Origin of the sequence: Enterobacter sp. BIDMC93 (assembly GCF_001037805.1) — a bacterium.
Lineage (GTDB): Bacteria > Pseudomonadota > Gammaproteobacteria > Enterobacterales > Enterobacteriaceae > Enterobacter > Enterobacter hormaechei_C.
Map to the genome: position 1 here is coordinate 792,179 of NZ_KQ089962.1, position 20,821 is coordinate 812,999.

Genomic DNA, 20,821 nt, shown 5'->3' on the forward strand with positions numbered 1-20,821 from the left:
ATTTCATGAAACAAACACAACGTCATGACGCCATTATCGAACTGGTAAAAAAACAGGGATACGTCAGTACTGAAGAGCTGGTGGAGCAGTTTGCCGTCAGCCCGCAAACCATCCGTCGTGACCTCAACGACCTGGCCGATCAGAACCGTATTCTGCGTCACCACGGCGGCGCCGCACTGCCGTCCAGCTCGGTGAACACCTCATGGCATGACCGTAAGGCGACGCAAACGGCAGAGAAAGAGCGTATCGCCCGTAAAGTGGCGAGCCAGATCCCGAACGGCGCGACGCTGTTTATTGATATCGGCACCACGCCGGAAGCGGTCGCCCATGCGCTGCTGAACCACGAGAACCTGCGCGTGGTGACCAACAACCTGAACGTGGCCAACACGTTGATGCAGAAAGACGATTTCCGCATCATCCTCGCGGGCGGCGAACTGCGCAGCCGCGACGGGGGCATTATCGGCGAAGCGACGCTCGATTTTATCTCTCAGTTCCGCCTCGACTTCGGCATTCTGGGGATCAGCGGCATCGACAGCGACGGCTCGCTGCTGGAGTTTGATTACCACGAGGTGCGCACCAAGCGCGCGATCATTGAAAACTCACGTCACGTGATGCTGGTGGTGGACCACTCCAAATTTGGCCGTAACGCGATGGTCAACATGGGCAGCATCAGCATGGTGGATGCGGTTTACACCGACGTAATGCCACCGGCGGGCGTGATGCAGGTAATTAAGGATAACAATTTGCAGCTGGAATTGTGCTAGCGGTTGTGTCGGGTGGCGCTGCGCTTACCCGACCTACAAAATTTTCTCCCTCTCCCTGTGGGAGAGGGCCGGGGTGAGGGCATCAGACCGCAGAGGATCTACACTCCATATCCCATCATCTTCAACAGCTGCTGCGCATGCTGCACCGCATCCTGTCGGTGCGCTACGCCCAGCTTCTGATACAGATTGCGAATGTGCGTTTTGATGGTGGTCGCCGCCACCGCCAGCTCACCGGCAATCTGCTCGTTGCTGTAGCCGGAATAGATCAGCCCCAGCACCTGCCATTCACGCTGGGTGAGCGGGCTGGTGCGGATAAGCTCCGGCACTTCCGGATGGTTCAGCAGACGTTCAACAAAGTTCTCATCGAAGTGCGCAAACTTGTGGCGGTGGTGCTGGTTAATCTCGCGCAGAATGCGCTGGGCGCGATGCTGATCGAGTTCTGGCAGCGTGTTGAGCTGAATCAGCTGGCGCAGCTGCTGGGCCATCACTTCACCCTCAATCACAAAGTGGCTGATAAACCCGGTGCGGTTCGCCAGCTGTAACGCTTCCAGCAGTACGCGCTGGGCATCGTTTTTGCGGCCCGCCTGCCAGTAAAGCTGGTTTAACAGCAGCAGGTTGCGGTTTAAATCGCTCATCAGGCGCAGGCTGCGGGCGTTTTCGTTTAACTCTTCCAGCACAATCTCGGCAGGCTCAAAGTCACCCAGCAGGATCTGCACGCGAGCGATGTTGCGCCACTGGCTTTGCAGGAAGTGGTTATTGGCAAATTCCGGTTTAGGCGTATGACGCAGCCAGTTGGCGGCGGACTTTTTATCGCCGGTCATCTGCCAGTAAATCACCCGGACCTTATCGGCGTTGGATACCCAGTCGCTATGGTACTGCCCGTTGCCGAGCAGGTTTTCCAGGCGGTTAAGATGGTTGCGGGCATTATCCAGGTCGCCGCGCGCCAGCGAGCACTGCACCAGCAGAGCCAGACACTGGAGCTGCTGCTGCGGCTGGAAGCTTGAAAGAACATTCAGACCCTGGCGGGCACAGCTTTCTGCTTCATCCAGACGCGACCATGCCCACAGCAGCTGAGCGCGAATACGCAACAGGAACTCGTGCATCGGCAGCTGTTCCAGATGTTGTTCACGGATCAGCTGGAACGCTTTCTCCTGATTTTCCCAGGCGGCTTGCAGGAATCCCTGAGCAAATAAAATCTCGCTTTGCTGGATCAGGCTCCAGAGGGCGTAATGCCAGACATCGTGGCGGCGCGCCATCTGTTCGGTTTGCTGCATGAGTGAAAGCGAACGCGTGAGATCGCCCTTACAGTGCAGCACTTCGCCGTGTACCGAGGTGGCGACAATACGGCTGTAAAAATTCGCCAGCGGCAGCTCATCCAGCGCGACCATCGCCAGCCGTTCGGCTTCCTCAGGGTCACCGTCGTTAATCGCCACCTGCGCACGCAGGGCGTTAAATTCGCCATGCAGGGTGGTATCCATCTCGCTTTCCATCTCCTGTTCGGCGCGCGCCAGCAGGGTGTTCACTTCGCTGTAGCGATGCTGGCTCTGCATCAGCCAGGCCTGGAGCAGCACCAGACGCGGATTCTCCAGCAGGCTTTCCCACGGCAGCGCTTTTAACGACTCTTCCAGCAGCGTCAGTTCACTGTGGTTGAACAGTCCCCACGCGTGGTTGAGCAGAATATCGCGCAGCATACCGGCATCCCCGGCGGCCAGCGCATGGTGGATAGCCTCGCTCGGGAAACCTTGCGCCATCCAGCTTTCGGCGGCGGCGCGGTGAATGTCAGGCAGCTCTGCGGCCAGTTCCCACTGGCAACGCTGGCGCAGGAAGCTGCCAAACAGCGGATGGTAGCTAAACCATTCGCCGGGATCGTCCATGCGCGTCAGGAACAGACCCTGACGTTCAATCTCTTCGAGCTGAAGCTGCCCGTTTTCAATGCCGGTGACGCGTACAATCAGCGCATCGTTCATGGAACGCAGCAGGGAGCTTTTCAGCAGGAAATGGCGGGTGGAGAGGTCAACGCTGTCGAGTACCTCATCCACCAGATAATCCGACAGGTGGCTGGCGTTGATGCCCGCCAGGCGGCGTGCGGACTGATGCGTCGGGCTGTTGTTTTGCCGCGCGGAGAGGGCAATCAGCTGAAGCGCCGTGGCCCAGCCGGCAACGTCATCGCACAGGCGGCTGCTTTCCGACGCCTCAATCGGAGACGTCAGGCGGCAGTCAAAGAACTGCTTCGCTTCCTGATGGGTAAAGGCCAGCTGCTGACTGCCGATTTCCAGCAGCTGATCGCGCACGCGCAGGTTGGCAATGCCCAACTGCGGAAGGTTACGCGACAGGACAACCAGCGTCAGGTTTTCCGGCTGATGGCGCAGGAAGAAACGCATGGACTCGTGAATAACCGGGTTGGTGATCAGATGATAATCATCAATCACCACATACAGCGGGCGATGCCATTCGGCCAGCTCGATAAACAGCTGGGAGAAAAGAGAGGACAGGCTGGCGTACTGGCGCTTTTGCACCATCACCTCGCTGGTGACGCAGTGTCCGTTGGTTGCCTGCTGAATCGCGGCAATTAAATAGCTGGCAAAACGCTCCTGCTGGTTATCCCCTTCATCAAGGGAGTACCAGCCAAGATCGCTTTTACCTGCCGCCCATTGCGAAATGAGCGTTGTTTTTCCATAACCCGCAGGACTCGTAACCAGCGCCAGTCGGAAATTATGCGCACCGGAAAGTTTAGCCAGCAGGCGCTCGCGGACCACAGTATGGTCAAGACGAACCGGGCGACTTAATTTGGACGGAATCAACATAGTTTTCACTTCACTGTGGGGAACGAGAGAATTTATTTTTTTTGCGCTTCGTAATTAATATCTATAAGTTCGGCCAATAGAGGAACTATTGCAAGTTATGTCTGGGTTTGGAGGCTCTGAATTTGCACTCTGTCACAAAACATTCTCATCACTGATGGAACTTTCCGTAAATGGCTGGATGCCGCGCTGCTTCTGGCTTGTCTGCATAAGTCGCGGTTGCGCTGAAACTGGTTTCAGAAAGAGATAATGACGCTGAAGTTAATTAACTTCGGGGAAAGTTGCATCGGCTTAATAGGGGTGCTGAATAATCCCGACGCGCGGAAATATTATTCTACGTAAGTAATCATTTCAGCGATGATTAATTTCCTCCGAAACTGCATTTCATTTCTTTGACGCTCTTCCGGGATCGCTTTTTCAGCGAAGCGCACACTCACACAGTGGCCTCGATCACACTTTTATGCTCATCCCCGCTACTCCTCCCTGTCTAATCCCCGACAGGAGGAGGAAGAGGCACAATGAGCCAGGCACACTAGCGTTAAATGTTTTTACTCTCTACAGGATGCCGATTCCCTATGTCACAGCCTACTTTCAACAAAGCTCAATTTCAGGCTGCCCTGACGCGTCAGTGGCAGCGTTTTGGCCTTCATGCTGCAAACGAAATGACGCCTCACCAGTGGTGGCAGGCGGTGAGCGGGGCGCTCGCAGAGCAGCTGGACGCTCAGCCTGTGACGAAGCCCGTGAAAGGCCAGCGTCACGTCAACTACATTTCAATGGAGTTCCTGATTGGCCGTCTGACGGGTAACAATCTGCTGAACCTTGGCTGGTATCAGGAGGTCGGTGACGTGCTGAAAGAACACGACATCAACCTGACCGATCTGCTGGAAGAAGAGATTGATCCGGCGCTGGGTAACGGCGGTCTGGGACGTCTGGCAGCCTGCTTCCTGGATTCCATGGCAACCGTGGGCCAGTCGGCGATTGGCTATGGCCTGAACTATCAGTACGGCCTGTTTCGTCAGTCATTTGCCGATGGCCATCAGATGGAAGCGCCGGATGACTGGCACCGCAATACCTATCCGTGGTTCCGCCACAACGCGCAGCTGGATGTGCAGGTCGGGATTGGCGGGAAAGTCACAAAGCAGGGGCTCTGGGAACCGGCGTTCACCATTACCGGTGAAGCCTGGGACCTGCCGGTACTCGGCTACCGTAACGGCGTGGCGCAGCCGCTGCGCCTGTGGCAGGCGAAACACGCGCATCCGTTTAACCTGACCAAATTCAACGACGGTGATTTCCTGCGCGCCGAGCAGCAGGGGATCGACGCCGAGAAGCTGACCAAAGTCCTCTACCCGAACGATAATCATCTGGCGGGTAAAAAGCTGCGTCTGATGCAGCAGTACTTCCAGTGCGCCTGCTCCGTGGCGGACATTCTGCGTCGCCACCACCTGGCGGGCCGCAAGCTGGCTCAGCTGCCGGACTTCGAAGTTATTCAGCTTAACGACACGCATCCGACCATTGCCATCCCGGAACTGCTGCGCGTGCTGATCGACGAGCATCAGCTGAGCTGGGACGACGCCTGGGCCATCACCAGCCGCACCTTCGCCTACACCAACCACACCCTGATGCCGGAAGCGCTCGAGTGCTGGGATGAGAAGCTGGTGAAAACGCTGCTGCCGCGCCATATGCAGATCATCAACAAGATTAACGACCAGTTCAAAACGCTGGTGGAGAAAACCTGGCCGGGCGATAAGGCCGTCTGGGCGAAGCTGGCCGTTGTGCACGACAAGCAGGTGCGCATGGCGAACATGTGCGTGGTCAGCGGCTTTGCGGTGAACGGCGTGGCCGCGCTGCACTCGGATCTGGTGGTGAAAGATCTCTTCCCGGAATACCACCAGCTGTGGCCGACTAAGTTCCATAACGTGACCAACGGCATCACGCCGCGCCGCTGGATCAAGCAGTGCAACCCGCTGCTGGCCGGTCTGCTGGACAAGACCCTGAAGAAAGAGTGGGCCAACGACCTGGACCAGCTCATCAACCTGGAAAAACAGGCCGACAACGCGAAGTTCCGCGAGCAGTACCGCGCGATCAAGCTGGAGAACAAGGTTCGCCTGGCGGCGTTCGTGAAAGTGCGTACCGGGATTGAGATCAACCCGAACGCGATTTTCGACATCCAGATCAAACGCCTGCACGAGTACAAACGCCAGCACCTGAATCTGCTGCACATTCTGGCGCTGTACAAAGAGATCCGCGAGAACCCGCAGGCCGACCGCGTCCCGCGCGTGTTCCTGTTCGGTGCGAAAGCGGCGCCGGGCTACTACCTGGCGAAAAACATTATCCTTGCCATTAATAAAGTGGCGGCGGCGATCAATAGCGATCCGAAAGTGGGCGACAAGCTGAAGGTGGTGTTCCTGCCGGACTACTGCGTTTCTGCGGCTGAAATGCTGATCCCGGCGGCGGATATTTCCGAGCAGATCTCTACCGCCGGTAAAGAAGCGTCCGGTACCGGCAACATGAAGCTGGCCCTGAACGGCGCGCTGACCGTCGGCACGCTGGACGGTGCGAACGTCGAAATTGCCGAGAAGGTCGGCGAAGAGAACATCTTTATCTTCGGCCATACTGTTGAAGAAGTGAAAGCCATCAAAGCCAAAGGGTACGACCCGGTGAAATGGCGTAAAAAAGACAAAGTGCTGGATGCGGTGCTCAAAGAGCTGGAAAGCGGGAAGTACAGCGACGGCGACAAGCACGCGTTTGACCAGATGCTGCACAGCATGGACAAACAGGGCGGCGACCCGTACCTGGTGATGGCTGACTTCTCGGCTTACGTTGAAGCGCAGAAGCAGGTCGACGTGCTGTATCGCGACCAGGATGCCTGGACCCGCGCGTGTATCCTGAACACCGCGCGCTGCGGTATGTTCAGCTCTGACCGCTCAATCCGTGATTATCAGGCTCGTATCTGGCAGGCAAAACGCTAAGGAAGCGCGATGGAGAGTAAACGTCTGGACAGTGCCGCGCAGGCGGCGGGAATTAGCCTCAGTTACATCAATGCGCACGGCAAACCGCAGTCTATTGGTGCGGACACCAAAAGACGTTTGCTGGATGCCATGCACAAAACCGACGCGAAAGCGTCGGGTGCGCCGGTGCCGAACGTCAAGGTCTTTACCGCGGGCAAAAAGATGCCGCTGGCGGTGGAAGGGCGCGGCGAGTTCAGCTGGCTGCTCACCACCGAAGAGGGGCATCAGCACAAAGGCCATGCCACCGGCGGCAAAACCCTTAACCTTCCGGCGAAGCTGCCGGAGGGCTACCACACGCTTACGCTTACCCGGGACGACCAGCGTTTTCACTGTCGGGTGATTGTGGCGCCAAAGCGCTGCTATGAGCCGCAGGCGCTGCGTGAAGGCAAAAAGCTGTGGGGCGCCTGCGTGCAGCTCTATACCCTGCGTTCGGACAGCAACTGGGGCATTGGCGATTTCGGCGACCTGAAAAAGATGCTGGCATCTGTTGGTGAGCGCGGCGGCGCGTTCATCGGCCTCAACCCGATCCACGCCCTCTATCCGGCGAATCCGGAAAGCGCCAGCCCGTACAGCCCGTCTTCCCGTCGCTGGCTGAACGTGATTTACATCGACGTTAACGCGTTAGACGATTTCAAAAACAGCAAAGAGGCGCAGGCGTGGTGGAAGCTTGAAACCACGCAACAGCTGCTGAAACAAGCCCGCGATGCGGACTGGGTTGATTACGCCTCCGTTACCGCGCTGAAAATGGCGGCTCTGCGTCTGGCCTGGAAGGGCTTTGCGAAGCGTGACGACGAGCAGATGGCAGCCTTTCGCCAGTTTGTGATGCAGGAAGGCGAGAGCCTTTACTGGCAGGCAGCGTTTGATGCGCTGCATGCGTATCAGGTTCAGGAGGACGAGATGCGCTGGGGCTGGCCGGTGTGGCCGGAAGCCTATCAGTCCGTTGATACCCCGGAAGTGAAGGCATTCTGTGAGACGCATGCCGACGAGGTGGATTTCTATCTCTGGTTGCAGTGGCTGGCGTACAGCCAGTTTGCCGCCTGCTGGCAGGTGAGCCAGGGCTATAACATGCCGATCGGGTTGTATCGCGATCTGGCCGTCGGCGTGGCGGAAGGCGGGGCGGAAACCTGGTGTGACCGTGAACTTTACTGCCTGAAAGCTTCTGTGGGGGCGCCGCCGGATATTCTGGGCCCGCTTGGTCAGAACTGGGGCTTACCGCCGATGGATCCGCACGTGATGGCGGCGCGTGCCTACGAGCCGTTTATCGACCTGCTGCGCGCTAACATGAAGAACTGCGGTGCGTTGCGTATCGACCACGTGATGTCCGTGCTGCGCCTGTGGTGGATCCCGTACGGTGAAACGGCTGACCACGGGGCGTACGTGCAGTATCCGGTGGACGATCTGCTCTCAATCCTCGCGCTGGAGAGTAAACGTCATCAGTGCATGGTGATTGGCGAAGATCTCGGTACCGTGCCGGTGGAAATTGTCAGCAAGCTCCGCGACAGCGGGGTTTACTCCTACAAAGTGCTCTATTTTGAAAACGACCATGAGAAAACCTTCCGCGCGCCGAAAGCGTACCCTGAACAGTCAATGGCAGTCGCGACGACGCATGATCTTCCTACGCTCAGAGGCTACTGGGAAAGCGGCGACCTGACGCTCGGCAAAACGCTGGGTCTCTACCCGGATGAAGAGGTTCTGCGTGGGCTGTATCAGGATCGCGAGCTGGCGAAGCAGGGGCTGCTGGATGCGCTGCATAAGCATGGCTGTCTGCCGAAGCGCGCCGGGCATAAGGCGTCGCTGATGTCGATGACGCCAACGCTTAACCGTGGCTTACAGCGCTATATTGCCGACAGCAACAGCGCGTTGCTCGGTCTGCAACCGGAAGACTGGATTGATATGGCGGAGCCGGTAAACATCCCCGGCACCAGCTATCAGTACAAAAACTGGCGTCGCAAGCTGTCCACAACGCTTGAAGCGATGTTTGCCGATGACGGGGTGAACAGGTTGATTAAGGATTTGGATAAACGGCGAAAAGCAGCCGCGAAGAAGTGATAAAAAACCCGCCAGTGGCGGGTTTTTTATTGCCCGGTGGCGCTAACGCTTACCGGGCCTACGTGCATTAAGTAGGTCGGGTAAGGCATAGCCGCCACCCGACTTAATACATCAAACCACCATATTCAACAGCAGCACCCCGATCAGACCGCACACCGAAATGATGGTTTCCAGCGCGGACCAGGACTTGATGGTTTCACCGATGGTCAGGTTGAAGTACTCCTTGAACAGCCAGAAGCCCGGATCGTTCACGTGGGAGAAAATCACGCTCCCGGAACCAACCGCGATAACCATCAGCTCAGGGCTGACGCCCGTGGTCGCAATCAGCGGCGCAACGATACCGCCCGCGGTAATCGCCGCAACGGTCGCAGAGCCCAGCGCGATACGCAACACCGCGGCAATAGACCATGCCATCAGCAGCGGGGAGACGTTGGTTTCATGCATCATGGCCGCGATGTATTTATCCACGCCGCTGTCGACCAGCACCTGCTTGAACGCGCCGCCACCGCCGATGATCAGCAGCATCATGGCAATGATTTTGATGGAAGAAGTCAGCGTGTCGTTGATCTGATCCATGGAACGGCCACGGTTAAGACCGAAGGTGAACATGGCGATCAGGACCGCAATCAGCGTCGCCATCACCGGGTCGCCCAGGAACTCCGCAACGGACAGGAACGCGTGACCTTTCGGCAGAACCATCTCTGCTATGGCACGCATCGCCATCAGGATCACCGGTACCAGTGAGGTCCAGACGCTGACGCCAAAGCCTGGCATCTCTTCTTCAGTAAAGGTTTTGGCGCTATACAGCCCTTCCGGGATAGGCTTATCAATGCCTTTCAGGAAGCGCGCATACACCGGGCCTGCCAGAATCACCGTCGGGATCGCCAGAATCGTACCAAACAGCAGGGTTTTACCCATATCGGCATGGAAGATGGTGGCGATAGCCGTTGGGCCCGGGTGCGGCGGCAGGAAACCGTGGGTGACGGACAGCGCCGCAGCCATCGGCACACCCACGAACAGCAGCGGGATGTTGGCGGCAGCGGCGATGGTGAACACCAGCGGCAGCATCAGCACGAAGCCCACTTCATAGAACAGCGCGAAACCGACGGTAAAACCGGTTAAAACCACCGCCCATTGAATGTTCTTCTTACCAAATTTGTCGATCAGCGTGGTGGCAATACGCTGTGCGCCACCGCAGTCCGCGAGCATTTTACCGAGCATGGCGCCGAAGCCCATGATCAGCGCCAGGCTGCCGAGCGTACCGCCGACACCGGCTTTAATGGAGCTGATAACTTTAACCAGCGGCATTCCCTGCATCAGACCGACTGCAAGTGCCACCAGAACCAGAGCGATAAATCCGTTCATTTTGAAGCGGATCATCAAGAGCAGTAATAACACAACACCGATAGCGACGATGACTAATGGCATGATTGACCTGGCCTTTGAATTGTTATGGGTAACGTCATTGTTTCAACGACAAATTCCGGTTGTCCCAACTGGGAACAGAGTGTTAACGGCACTCATACTGATGCCTGCGAAAACGTTAAGTTTAGTCGGCTGTTATAAGGGTGTTGAGTGCCCACGAGAATGATACGGGTAACATGATGTGATTGAGAATCACCCAGGCAGGTAAAATTTAAATTATGAGACGCAGGTCAACATACAGAGGGGGAGGCAAGAAAAAGTAGGCCCGGTAAGCGCAGCGCCACCGGGCAATACAGACGGGTACTGAATCAGTAGTAAGAGTGCTCGCCGCGCTGGTGCTCGGTCAGATCGCGCACGCCTTTCAGTTCCGGGAATTCGTTCAGCAGCTGCTTCTCGATCCCTTCTTTCAGGGTTACATCAACCATGGAGCAGCCGTTACAGCCGCCGCCGAATTGCAGGATCGCCAGACCATCTTCGGTGATTTCCATCAGGGAAACACGTCCCCCGTGGCCGGCCAGCTGCGGGTTGATCTGCGATTGCAGCAGATATTCCACACGCTCCATCAGCGGGGCATCGTCAGAGACTTTACGCATCTTCGCGTTTGGCGCCTTCAGCGTCAGCTGAGAACCCAGCTGGTCAGTGACGAAATCAATCTCCGCATCTTCAAGATACGGCGCGCTCAGCTCATCAACGTACGCGGTGAGCTGTTCAAATTTAAGGGCAGTGTCAGTTGCTTCCACAGCATCCGGAGGACAATAAGAGACACCACATTCTGCATTCGGAGTGCCTGGATTGATCACAAACACGCGGATCTGCGTCCCTTCTTCCTGATTTGCCAGCAGTTTGGCAAAGTGCGCTTGTGCAGAATCGGAAATACGGATCATAGCTTTGGCCTAATAGTTGACTAAATTACCTGGGTATAATCATACGCCCATTGAAGAAGGGCTACAAGGTACGGCACAGACACCATACCTGAACTGACGCGGCGCCGCTTTGCAAAAGCAGTCGGGAAAGTTCAGCCACGGTACTGCCCGTGGTGACGACATCATCCACAATCGCGATATGGAGGCCGTTGACCGGCAATTCAAGGCGAAAGGCGTTTTTCAGGTTCCTTTTGCGCGACCGGGCGTTGAGCCGGTGCTGAACGGCAGTGGCATGAGTACGTTTCAGCGCAGAGGCTGGGTACCGGCAACCCAGCCAGTGGGCGAGCGGACGGCACAGCAGGTCGCTCTGATTGTATCCCCGCCGCCAGTGCCGACGCTGAAACAGTGGCACGTTCACAAGCGTGTCGACCGGCGGCAGCCCGCGCGTTCTTCGCGCCTGTAATACCGCCAGTAACAACAGGCGTGCCAGGGGCTGCGCCAGTGCAGTCTGGCTGGAAAACTTAAACGTCTGAACCAGACGACTCAGCGGCAAAACGTAATCATCCACCGCCACCAGCGCGCTCCACGGCGGCGCTTTTTTCAGGCAACGGCCGCAGGGGAGCGTCTGGCTTACGGCAGGCAAGCCGCATTGCGGACAGCCCTTCAGGTAACCCAGCGCTCGCGTGCAAACGGAACAGACGCCCCACGCGCTCATCGCAAGTGGCATTCGGCATAGCCAGCACAAGCCGGGCACTGTTAGCATACGCAACCTCCATGTGAAAAAAGAGAATGTTAACTGATGAAGACGCTGTGGTGGCAGACCGTTGGGACGGGAAATTGTCATCTTGTGCTGCTGCACGGATGGGGACTGAACGCCGAAGTGTGGCGTTGCATAAGTGAGGAACTGGCCTCGCAATTCACGGTACACCTGGTGGATCTACCGGGCTATGGCCGCAGCCACGGCTACGGCGCGATGACGCTCGACGACATGGCGGAGCAGGTTCTGGAAGCGGCGCCGCAAAAAGCCGTCTGGCTCGGCTGGAGCCTGGGCGGGCTGGTGGCAAGCCAGATTGCGCTGCACCATCCTGCACGGGTCCAGGCGCTGGTGACCGTGGCCTCATCACCCTGTTTCAGCGCCCGCGAGGCGTGGCCGGGCATCAAACCTGAGGTGCTGGCCGGGTTCCAGCATCAGCTGAGCGAAGACTTCCAGCGGACGGTGGAGCGTTTCCTGGCATTACAGACGATGGGAACAGAAACCGCCCGTCAGGATGCGCGGACGCTGAAGCAGACGGTGCTTTCTCTGCCGATGCCGGAGGTTGAGGTGCTGAACGGAGGGCTGGAAATCCTGAAAACGGCCGATCTGCGCGAGCCGCTGGCGTCGTTAACGGTGCCGCATCTGCGTATTTATGGCTATCTGGATGGACTGGTTCCGCGCAAGGTGGTTCCGCTGCTGGATGCGCTGTGGCCGGAGAGTAAATCAATGGTGGTTGCCAAAGCGGCACATGCGCCGTTCATCTCTCATCCTGCTGAGTTTTGTTCGGCGCTGTCCGGTTTTATCAGCGAAGCGTCCACCACTCCCTGAGACAGGCTTTACCTTCAGGACAACTCTTACAACTGCCGGACAGACAACCGTCCGGCTCTTCCTGAATGCGCACGGCTTTCCCCATGGCCTCCAGCCTTTCCAGCATGGCATCGATCATCGGCTGCGGCGTATGCAGGCTGAGGCTGAGCTGCTTCGCCTCCATTCGTCCCTGTAACGCCAGTAAGTCACGAACCTGAATCAACGATGCCATCTTTTTTCCCCTCAGTGACAGTCGCCCGCAGGGCTACTACAGCACGTCGTCGGGGTTTTACGCGTCGCCAGCAGGTTTACGTCAACGCGGCTACGCGCCCGGCGCAGCAGGCCAATCACCATTACGTTAAACAGGATCACCGCGAGGATACAGACCAGGCTGTAGCGCGGATGCTGGCTGTAATTGACGGCCTGATAAAACACGGTCGCCAGCGAGTAGGCAATGTTCAGCCCCCACAGGATGGAGAAGCCCATCCAGCCGCGGCTGGACTCACGGGCAATGGCGCCCATGACCGAGATGCACGGAATATAGAGCAGGACGAAGATCAGGTAGCTGTAGGCCGCCGACGCGCTGCCAAATTTCTGGCCCATCACGCCCATTGCTCCGGTCGCCATTTCGCCGTCGCCTTTGCTGGCTTCAATCGGGTTCGCCAGTACGCTCAGGCTGAAGGTGTCTTTCAGGCTCTGCCAGGTCTCTTCCACCGCGCCAAGCAGTTCATCGCCGAGGTTGAACGCTGCCGGATTAAACTCCTCTTCCTGGATGTTTTCCGCGGTGTAAAGCGTGTTCAGGGTGCCGACAACCACCTCTTTTGCCATCGCGCCGGTGAACAGGCCCACGGTTGCCTGCCAGTTGTCTTCCTGAACGCCAATCGGTTTGAAGACCGGCGTAATGATCCGGCTGACGGAGGCCAGGGCAGAGTCATTAATGTTGTCCGCGGCCTGGCCGCTCAGAGTGAAGCTGTTCAGGGCGCTCAGGAAAATGCTGACCACCACAATCACCTTACCGGCGCGCAGAACGAAGCCCTTCAGGCGCTGCCATGTCTGAATAATCAGGCTTTTCAGATGCGGAACGTGATAAACCGGCAGTTCCATCACGAACGGCGACGCTTCGCCACGCATGATGGTGTGCTTCAGCATCAGGCCGGTGAGAATAGCCATCACGATACCCAGCACATACAGGGAAAAGACGGCCAGCGCTCCTTCCTGACCAAAGAACGCCGCGGCAAAGACCGCGAAGATCGCCAGCCGCGCGCCGCAGGACATGAACGGCGCCATCATGATGGTCATCAGGCGTTCGCGCGGGGCATCCAGCGTACGCGCGCCCATGACTGACGGCACGTTACAGCCAAAGCCGACAATCAGCGGCACGAAGGATTTGCCCGGCAGCCCCAGCGCCTGCATCAGGCGGTCCATCACGAAGGCGGCGCGCGCCATGTAACCGGAATCCTCAAGGAAGGAGAGGAACAGGTACATCATGCCGATCTGCGGCACCAGCGGCAGGACGGTGTTGATCCCGCCGCCGATCCCCTGCGCAAGGAAGATGGTCAACCATTCAGGGAAGTGGAGGGTGTAGCCCAGCCACTGAATACCGTGCACGAAGATAGCGACAGAGCCGCCATCAAAGATAGGTTGCAATGCACCGCCGATGTTAATGGCGAGCAGGAACATCACGTACATCACCAGTAAAAAGATCGGCAAACCAAGGAAACGGTTGAGCACAATCTTATCCACGGCGGCGGTGAAGCGGCTGGGTTCAGCGGTTAATGCATTGCTGACCACGTCACAGATAGCGGCGATGGCCTGATAGCGCGCATCCGCAATGTGCAGAGCGGGATCGTCCAGCTCGTCGCTCAGGCGAGCCTGTGCGACATCCAGCTTATCCGCCGCATCGCCTGCGTAGGCGCGGCTGTAGATATCGCCTTCCAGCATTTGCAGGCCAAGCCACAGACGTTGTCTGGCGGGCATGCTGTTGTCCATCTCCTGCGCCAGCTGCCCGGCTTCGCGCAGCAGCGGCTGGGCGTAGTGCACCAGTTCGACGTCGGCATTGCCCGTGTGGCGGTCTATCGCCAGCTTCAGGGCGTCAATGCCGCGAGCGCGGGTGGAAACCAGCGGAACCACCGGGCAGCCCAGACGGGCGGAGAGGGCATCGACGTCGATGCGCAGCTTTTGCTTCTCCGCGATGTCGAGCATGTTAAGCGCCACGATACAGGGAATACCCAGCTCCAGCAGCTGTAACGTGAGATACAGATTTCGTTCGAGGTTGGAGGCATCCACCACGTTGATAAGCAGATCCGCGTCGCCGCTCAGAATATAGTGGCAGGCAATTTGCTCATCGAGAGAGGTCTGGGATGAAATCGTGGTGAGGGAATAGGTCCCCGGTAAATCAACCAGCGTGACCTGATTATCTGTCGTGGTGAACTGGCCTTCTTTGCGTTCAACCGTCACGCCTGCCCAATTTCCCACACGCTGGCGTGCGCCAGTTAACTGATTAAATAAGGTTGTCTTGCCGGAATTAGGATTGCCAATTAAGCCAATAGTTAATTTTTTCATTGTAGTAGACTCACTGAAACCGCTGGCTTGTTAACGGGATAAAGATTCAATTTCAATTAATGCGAGATCTTTTTTACGCAGAACCAGATTAACGCGTCGGGTTTCGATATGAACTGGATCGCCCAACGGCGCAACGCGCACAACCTGGAATGATGAGCCGGGTAGCATGCCCAGTGACAGGAGCTTCTGCCGATAGGCCGGGCTTATCTCACGGGTAAAACCGATAATTTTCCACGCACTGTCTGGAGTGAATTGCATAGCGCCTGATTCCACGATAGGTTAAATAATCTACACTGCGATGATAATGAGAATAGTTTTTATCAGCAATAATAAAAATGTGACGGGATGTTGTTAATCGTATTAATTTGCGGTCTGCTTGACCTTGCTCAATATTTTCGAAATTGAGGTGAAAATAAAAAGAGGGCTATTTGTTAATGAGGTGATAATTCGTGGTTTAAATATGGATACAACATATTTATTTTAATTCCCTGCGGCCTGCTTGCCGGGCGGCACTGCGTTTGCCCGGCCTACAAAACCGTAGGCCCGGTAAGCGTCGCGCCACCGGGCATTTACAGCATTAGCGTTTCTTACCCATCGCCGCTGCCAGCGCATCCATCATCGCGCTGTTGCCCGCCGGCTGTGCGTCACGTCCGCGTGGCTTCGCGGCTTTCGCTGCCGGACGCTGCTGTTCACGGCCACCGCCATTACCGCCACGGCGCGCGTTAGTGTCGCCCGGCTGCTCGTCCAGACGCATGGTCAGGGCAATACGCTTGCGCTGGAGATCCACTTCCAGCACTTTCACCTTCACGATGTCGCCCGCTTTGACCACGGTGTGCGGATCTTCAACGAACTTGTCGGCGAGGGAAGAGATATGCACCAGACCATCCTGATGTACGCCGATATCCACAAACGCGCCAAAGTTGGTGACGTTGGTTACCGCCCCCTCCAGCACCATGCCCGGCAGCAGGTCGTTCATGGTTTCTACGCCCTCAGCAAAGGTCGCGGTTTTAAACTCAGGGCGCGGATCGCGGCCCGGTTTTTCCAGCTCTTTGATGATGTCAGTGACCGTCGGCACGCCGAACTGTTCGTCGGTGAAATCCACCGCTTTCAGGTTACGCAGCGCGCTGCTGTCGCCCATCAGGTCTTTCAGCGCTTGCCGGGTGGCGGCCAGGATGCGCTCAACAACAGGGTACGCTTCCGGGTGAACGGTAGAGGCATCCAGCGGGTTATCGCCGTGGTTGATGCGCAGGAAGCCCGCACACTGCTCAAACGCTTTCGGCCCCAGACGGCTCACCTTCAGCAACTGCTGGCGGTTCTGGAACTGACCGTTCTCATCACGCCAGGCGACGATATTCTGCGCCATCATACGGGTCAGGCCCGCCACGCGGGTCAGCAGGGGAACGGAAGCGGTGTTCAGGTCCACGCCGACGGCGTTAACGCAGTCTTCCACTACCGCATCCAGCTTACGCGCCAGCTGCGTCTGGCTCACGTCGTGCTGATACTGGCCCACGCCGATGGATTTCGGGTCAATCTTCACCAGCTCCGCCAGCGGATCCTGCAAACGACGGGCGATAGAGACCGCGCCGCGCAGGGAAACGTCCAGATCCGGGAACTCCTGCGCTGCCAGTTCCGATGCGGAATAGACAGATGCCCCCGCTTCACTGACGATCACTTTCTGCGCCGTCACTTTCGGGAACTGCTTCTGCACGTCGAGATAGAAACGTTCAGTTTCTCGGGACGCCGTACCGTTACCGATGGCAACCAGCTCAACGTTGTACTTCTCGCACAGCGCGGCGACGACGACAGCCGCTTTCGCTGCCTGGCCGGTGTGCGGGTAAATGGTGTCGGTGGCAACCAGCTTGCCGGTGCCGTCAACCACGGCCACCTTCACGCCGGTACGCAGACCCGGATCGAGACCCATGGTGGCGCGCAGGCCAGCTGGCGCCGCCATCAGCAGGTCGTGCAGGTTACGGGCGAAGACGTTGATCGCTTCGTCTTCGGCGCGCTCGCGCACGGTGCCCATCAGCTCGGTTTCGAGGTGCATCAGCACCTTGATGCGCCAGGTCCAGCTCACCACGCCTTTGCGCCAGCTGTCCGCCGGGGCGTTGTTCAGGCGCAGGCCCAGATGGTCGATAATGATCTGCTCGCAGTGGCTCTCTTTTGGCGGCTCGTCAAACTGTGGATCGGCATTCAGGGAGAGTTGCAGCACGCCTTCGTTACGGCCGCGGAACATCGCCAGCGCGCGGTGAGACGGCGCGGTAGAAATGGGTTCGTGGTGATCGAAGTAGTCGCGGAATTTCGCGCCTTCTTCCTCTTTGCCGGACACCACGGTGGAGACGATATGCGCGTTCTTCCACAGGTAATCACGCACTTTGGCCAGCAGCGCCGCGTCTTCGGCGAAGCGCTCCATCAGAATGTAGCGCGCGCCGTCCAGCGCGGCTTTGGTGTCTGCTACGCCTTTATCGGCGTCGATAAATTTGGCGGCTTCGGTTTCCGGATCGTGGGACGGTTCGTTCCACAGCAGATCGGCCAGTGGCTCAAGGCCGGCTTCGATCGCAATTTGCCCGCGCGTGCGGCGCTTCGGTTTGTACGGCAGATAGAGGTCTTCGAGCTCGGTTTTACTCAGGGTACCGTTAATGGCTTTTTCCAGGTCACTGGTCAGCTTGCCCTGCTCGCCGATAGATTTGAGGATCGCCTGACGTCGGTCTTCCAGCTCGCGAAGATAGCCCAGACGGGTCTCCAGGTTTCGCAGCTGCGTGTCATCCAGACCGCCGGTGACTTCCTTACGATAACGTGCAATAAACGGCACGGTGTTCCCTTCATCAAGCAGGCGAACGGCAGCTTCTACCTGTTCGGCTCTGGCCTGAAGTTCACCCGCAATAATGCGGCAGAGCGACTCTTTCATCATGGTCAGTTCATCTTGTGGATCGAAAATCAGGGGGATAGTTATACGGGCTGACACCAAAAAATGCCAGCCGGGGAGGGCGCTCTCGGACTATTTAACATACTCGATTTCGTTGACGTACCAGCTTGCTTCACCCGCAGGCGTCTGGACAACGGCTAAATCGCCTACCTCTTTTTTCAGCAGGGCGCGGGCCATGGGTGAGTCGATAGAAATGTAATCCTTACGACCGAAAATTTCATCGTAGCCGACGATACGAAAACGCAGGGTGTCGCCGCTGTCGTTTTCAATTTCGACCCACGCGCCGAAGAAGACTTTACCTTCCTGCTGCGGGGAATAATCGACAATTTTGAGATTCTCGAGGCACTTCGTCAGGTAGCGTACCCGGCGATCGATTTCGCGCAGCCGCTTTTTATTGTACTGGTAGTCCGCATTCTCGCTGCGGTCGCCCAGGCTTGCTGCCCAGGTGACTTTTTTGGTCACTTCCGGACGCTCTTCGCGCCACAGGTAATCCATCTCTTTTTTGAGTTTCTCGTACCCTTCACGGGTGATCAGAGGCGTTTTCATGGTGCAGCCTTTAATGCCGGTTAACTGTCTTTGCGCACAATACGTAGCGCACAGTGTAACAGACAAGATTAATAATGATTTATGTGATGAAATGAACAGATAAGCTGCTGTTAAATATGCTTTGTAACAATTTCGTCTAGAATTTATACCAGAATTTGCTGGTCGAACCCGTGCACTTTTTTAGAATACGCTGTTCCAGGCTTATCCGAACCTTTGGGAGTACACACAATGCAAGAGAACTACAAAATTCTGGTCGTAGATGACGACATGCGCCTGCGTGCGCTGCTGGAACGTTATCTGACCGAGCAGGGCTTCCAGGTTCGTAGCGTCGCGAACGCGGAACAGATGGATCGTCTGCTGACGCGTGAATCTTTCCACCTGATGGTGTTGGACCTGATGCTGCCTGGCGAAGACGGGCTCTCTATTTGCCGCCGTCTGCGCAGCCAGAGCAACCCGATGCCGATCATCATGGTGACGGCGAAGGGTGAAGAAGTTGACCGCATTGTCGGCCTTGAGATTGGCGCTGATGACTACATTCCAAAGCCGTTTAACCCGCGTGAACTGCTGGCGCGTATTCGCGCCGTGCTGCGTCGTCAGGCGAACGAGCTGCCGGGCGCGCCATCTCAGGAAGAGGCCGTCATTGCATTCGGTAAGTTCAAGCTGAACCTCGGCACCCGTGAAATGTTCCGTGAAGATGAGCCAATGCCGCTCACCAGCGGCGAGTTCGCGGTGCTGAAAGCGCTGGTCAGTCACCCGCGTGAGCCGCTCTCCCGTGACAAGCTGATGAACCTGGCGCGTGGTCGTGAATACTCCGCGATGGAGCGTTCTATCGACGTGCAGATCTCTCGTCTGCGCCGCATGGTGGAAGAAGATCCGGCGCATCCTCGTTATATTCAGACCGTGTGGGGTCTAGGCTACGTGTTTGTTCCGGACGGCTCTAAAGCATGAGGCGAATGCGCTTCTCGCCGCGAAGTTCGTTTGCCCGCACGCTGTTATTGATCGTCACCCTGCTGTTTGTCAGCCTGGTGACGACCTACCTGGTGGTGCTGAACTTTGCAATCCTGCCGAGCCTTCAGCAGTTTAATAAGGTGCTGGCATACGAAGTGCGTATGCTGATGACCGACAAACTGCAACTGGAGGACGGCACGCAGTTGGTTGTTCCCCCGGCGTTCCGTCGGGAAATCTACCGTGAGCTGGGCATTTCTCTCTACTCGAACGAAGCGGCGGAAGATGCCGGCCTGCGCTGGGCGCAGCACTATGAATTCCTTAGCCAGCAGATGGCGCAGCAGCTTGGCGGCCCGACGGAAGTGCGCGTTGAGGTCAATAAAAGCTCGCCGGTTGTCTGGCTGAAAACCTGGCTGTCACCCAACATCTGGGTGCGCGTTCCGCTCACCGAGATTCATCAGGGCGACTTCTCGCCGCTGTTCCGATACACCCTGGCGATCATGCTGCTGGCCATCGGTGGCGCATGGCTGTTTATTCGTATCCAGAACCGACCGCTGGTCGACCTGGAGCATGCGGCATTGCAGGTCGGTAAAGGTATTATCCCACCGCCGCTACGTGAGTATGGCGCATCGGAAGTGCGCTCGGTAACGCGTGCGTTTAACCACATGGCGGCAGGCGTTAAACAGCTGGCGGACGACCGTACGCTGCTGATGGCGGGGGTCAGCCATGACCTTCGCACCCCGCTGACGCGTATCCGGCTGGCAACAGAGATGATGGGCGAGCAGGATGGTTATCTTGCAGAGTCCATCAACAAGGATATCGAAGAGTGTAACGCTATCATCGAGCAGTTTATCGACTACCTGCGCACCGGGCAGGAGATGCCGATGGAGATGGCGGATCTGAATGCGGTTCTGGGCGAAGTGGTTGCCGCCGAAAGCGGCTACGAACGTGAAATTGCGACCGACCTTCAGGCAGGTGAGATTCAGGTACGTATGCACCCGCTCTCCATTAAACGCGCGGTGGCGAATATGGTGGTTAACGCGGCGCGGTACGGCAACGGCTGGATCAAAGTCAGCAGCGGTACGGAACTCAACCGCGCCTGGTTCCAGGTGGAAGACGATGGTCCGGGCATTAAGCCTGAGCAGCGTAAGCACCTGTTCCAGCCATTTGTGCGCGGCGACAGCGCGCGCAGCACCAGCGGAACCGGCTTAGGCCTGGCGATTGTGCAGCGTATTGTTGATAACCATAACGGACTGCTGGAAATTGGCACCAGCGAGCGGGGCGGTTTGAGCATTCGTGCGTGGTTACCGGTGCCGGTTTTACGGGGGCAGGTGAAAGAGAGTTAAAAAAGGGGGGGGGCCTGATGCCCTCACC

15 protein-coding genes are annotated in these 20,821 nt (G+C 57.3%); 6 read left to right on the top strand and 9 right to left on the bottom strand.

The features are described 5' to 3' along the window. Window positions 1-5 precede the first annotated feature (5 nt). A complete protein-coding gene (locus SK58_RS03660) occupies window positions 6-764 on the top strand; it encodes a DeoR/GlpR family transcriptional regulator (RefSeq protein WP_017384141.1) in 759 nt (252 codons plus the stop codon). Window positions 765-862: 98 nt separating this feature from the next. Here SK58_RS03660 and malT read toward each other — a convergent pair whose 3' ends face one another. After that, on the bottom strand, window positions 863-3,568 hold the full coding sequence (malT, locus tag SK58_RS03665) for an HTH-type transcriptional regulator MalT (RefSeq protein ID WP_015571449.1): 2,706 nt from the start codon (window positions 3,566-3,568) through the stop codon (window positions 863-865). Between the two features lie 572 nt (window positions 3,569-4,140). Between malT and malP the strand changes: the two genes are divergently transcribed. Next, window positions 4,141-6,534: a maltodextrin phosphorylase gene (malP, locus tag SK58_RS03670; RefSeq protein ID WP_017384143.1), complete on the top strand. Its 2,394-nt coding sequence runs from the start codon at window positions 4,141-4,143 to the stop codon at window positions 6,532-6,534. A gap of 9 nt (window positions 6,535-6,543) precedes the next feature. Beyond that, entirely contained in the window at window positions 6,544-8,622 is a 2,079-nt protein-coding gene (gene malQ, locus SK58_RS03675) for a 4-alpha-glucanotransferase (RefSeq protein WP_017384144.1), read from the top strand. 111 nt (window positions 8,623-8,733) lie between these two features. Here the strand turns inward: malQ and gntT are convergent, their stop codons facing one another. The 3 genes from gntT to gntX all read right to left on the bottom strand — a co-directional run bounded on the left by gntT (window position 8,734) and on the right by gntX (window position 11,673). Further along, window positions 8,734-10,050 (bottom strand): gluconate transporter, encoded by a 1,317-nt coding sequence (gntT, locus tag SK58_RS03680; protein WP_047728578.1) that lies wholly within the window; start codon window positions 10,048-10,050, stop codon window positions 8,734-8,736. A 305-nt stretch (window positions 10,051-10,355) separates the two neighbouring features. Next, window positions 10,356-10,931, bottom strand: coding sequence for a Fe-S biogenesis protein NfuA (gene nfuA / locus SK58_RS03685; RefSeq protein WP_003861601.1), 576 nt, complete (start codon window positions 10,929-10,931; stop codon window positions 10,356-10,358). A gap of 61 nt (window positions 10,932-10,992) precedes the next feature. After that, window positions 10,993-11,673, bottom strand: coding sequence for a DNA utilization protein GntX (gene gntX / locus SK58_RS03690; RefSeq protein ID WP_045348073.1), 681 nt, complete (start codon window positions 11,671-11,673; stop codon window positions 10,993-10,995). A gap of 36 nt (window positions 11,674-11,709) precedes the next feature. On the opposite strand from gntX, the gene bioH reads away from it, so the two are divergent. After that, a complete protein-coding gene (bioH, locus tag SK58_RS03695) occupies window positions 11,710-12,492 on the top strand; it encodes a pimeloyl-ACP methyl ester esterase BioH (protein ID WP_048219392.1) in 783 nt (260 codons plus the stop codon). On the opposite strand, the gene feoC is transcribed toward bioH, so the two are convergent. The 5 genes from feoC to greB form a co-directional block, all read right to left on the bottom strand. Further along, window positions 12,467-12,703: a [Fe-S]-dependent transcriptional repressor FeoC gene (feoC, locus tag SK58_RS03700; protein WP_017384148.1), complete on the bottom strand. Its 237-nt coding sequence runs from the start codon at window positions 12,701-12,703 to the stop codon at window positions 12,467-12,469. The genes bioH and feoC overlap by 26 nt on opposite strands. An 11-nt stretch (window positions 12,704-12,714) precedes the next feature. Continuing rightward, window positions 12,715-15,033, bottom strand: a complete 2,319-nt coding sequence (gene feoB, locus SK58_RS03705) for a Fe(2+) transporter permease subunit FeoB (protein ID WP_015571442.1) — start codon at window positions 15,031-15,033, stop codon at window positions 12,715-12,717. Between the two features lie 30 nt (window positions 15,034-15,063). Further along, window positions 15,064-15,291, bottom strand: coding sequence for a ferrous iron transporter A (gene feoA / locus SK58_RS03710; protein WP_015571441.1), 228 nt, complete (start codon window positions 15,289-15,291; stop codon window positions 15,064-15,066). 319 nt (window positions 15,292-15,610) lie between these two features. After that, a complete protein-coding gene (locus SK58_RS03715) occupies window positions 15,611-17,941 on the bottom strand; it encodes a Tex family protein (protein ID WP_015571440.1) in 2,331 nt (776 codons plus the stop codon). An 87-nt stretch (window positions 17,942-18,028) separates the two neighbouring features. Continuing rightward, on the bottom strand, window positions 18,029-18,502 hold the full coding sequence (greB, locus tag SK58_RS03720) for a transcription elongation factor GreB (protein WP_017384149.1): 474 nt from the start codon (window positions 18,500-18,502) through the stop codon (window positions 18,029-18,031). 228 nt (window positions 18,503-18,730) lie between these two features. On the opposite strand from greB, the gene ompR reads away from it, so the two are divergent. Together ompR and envZ are read left to right on the top strand one after the other, a co-directional pair. Continuing rightward, window positions 18,731-19,450, top strand: a complete 720-nt coding sequence (gene ompR / locus SK58_RS03725) for an osmolarity response regulator transcription factor OmpR (RefSeq protein ID WP_001157751.1) — start codon at window positions 18,731-18,733, stop codon at window positions 19,448-19,450. Beyond that, the gene (gene envZ / locus SK58_RS03730) at window positions 19,447-20,793 is read left to right on the top strand and encodes a two-component system sensor histidine kinase EnvZ (RefSeq protein ID WP_003861615.1); all 1,347 of its coding nucleotides are present in this window, start codon (window positions 19,447-19,449) and stop codon (window positions 20,791-20,793) included. The genes ompR and envZ overlap by 4 nt, the downstream gene beginning before the upstream one ends. Window positions 20,794-20,821: the final 28 nt, after the last annotated feature.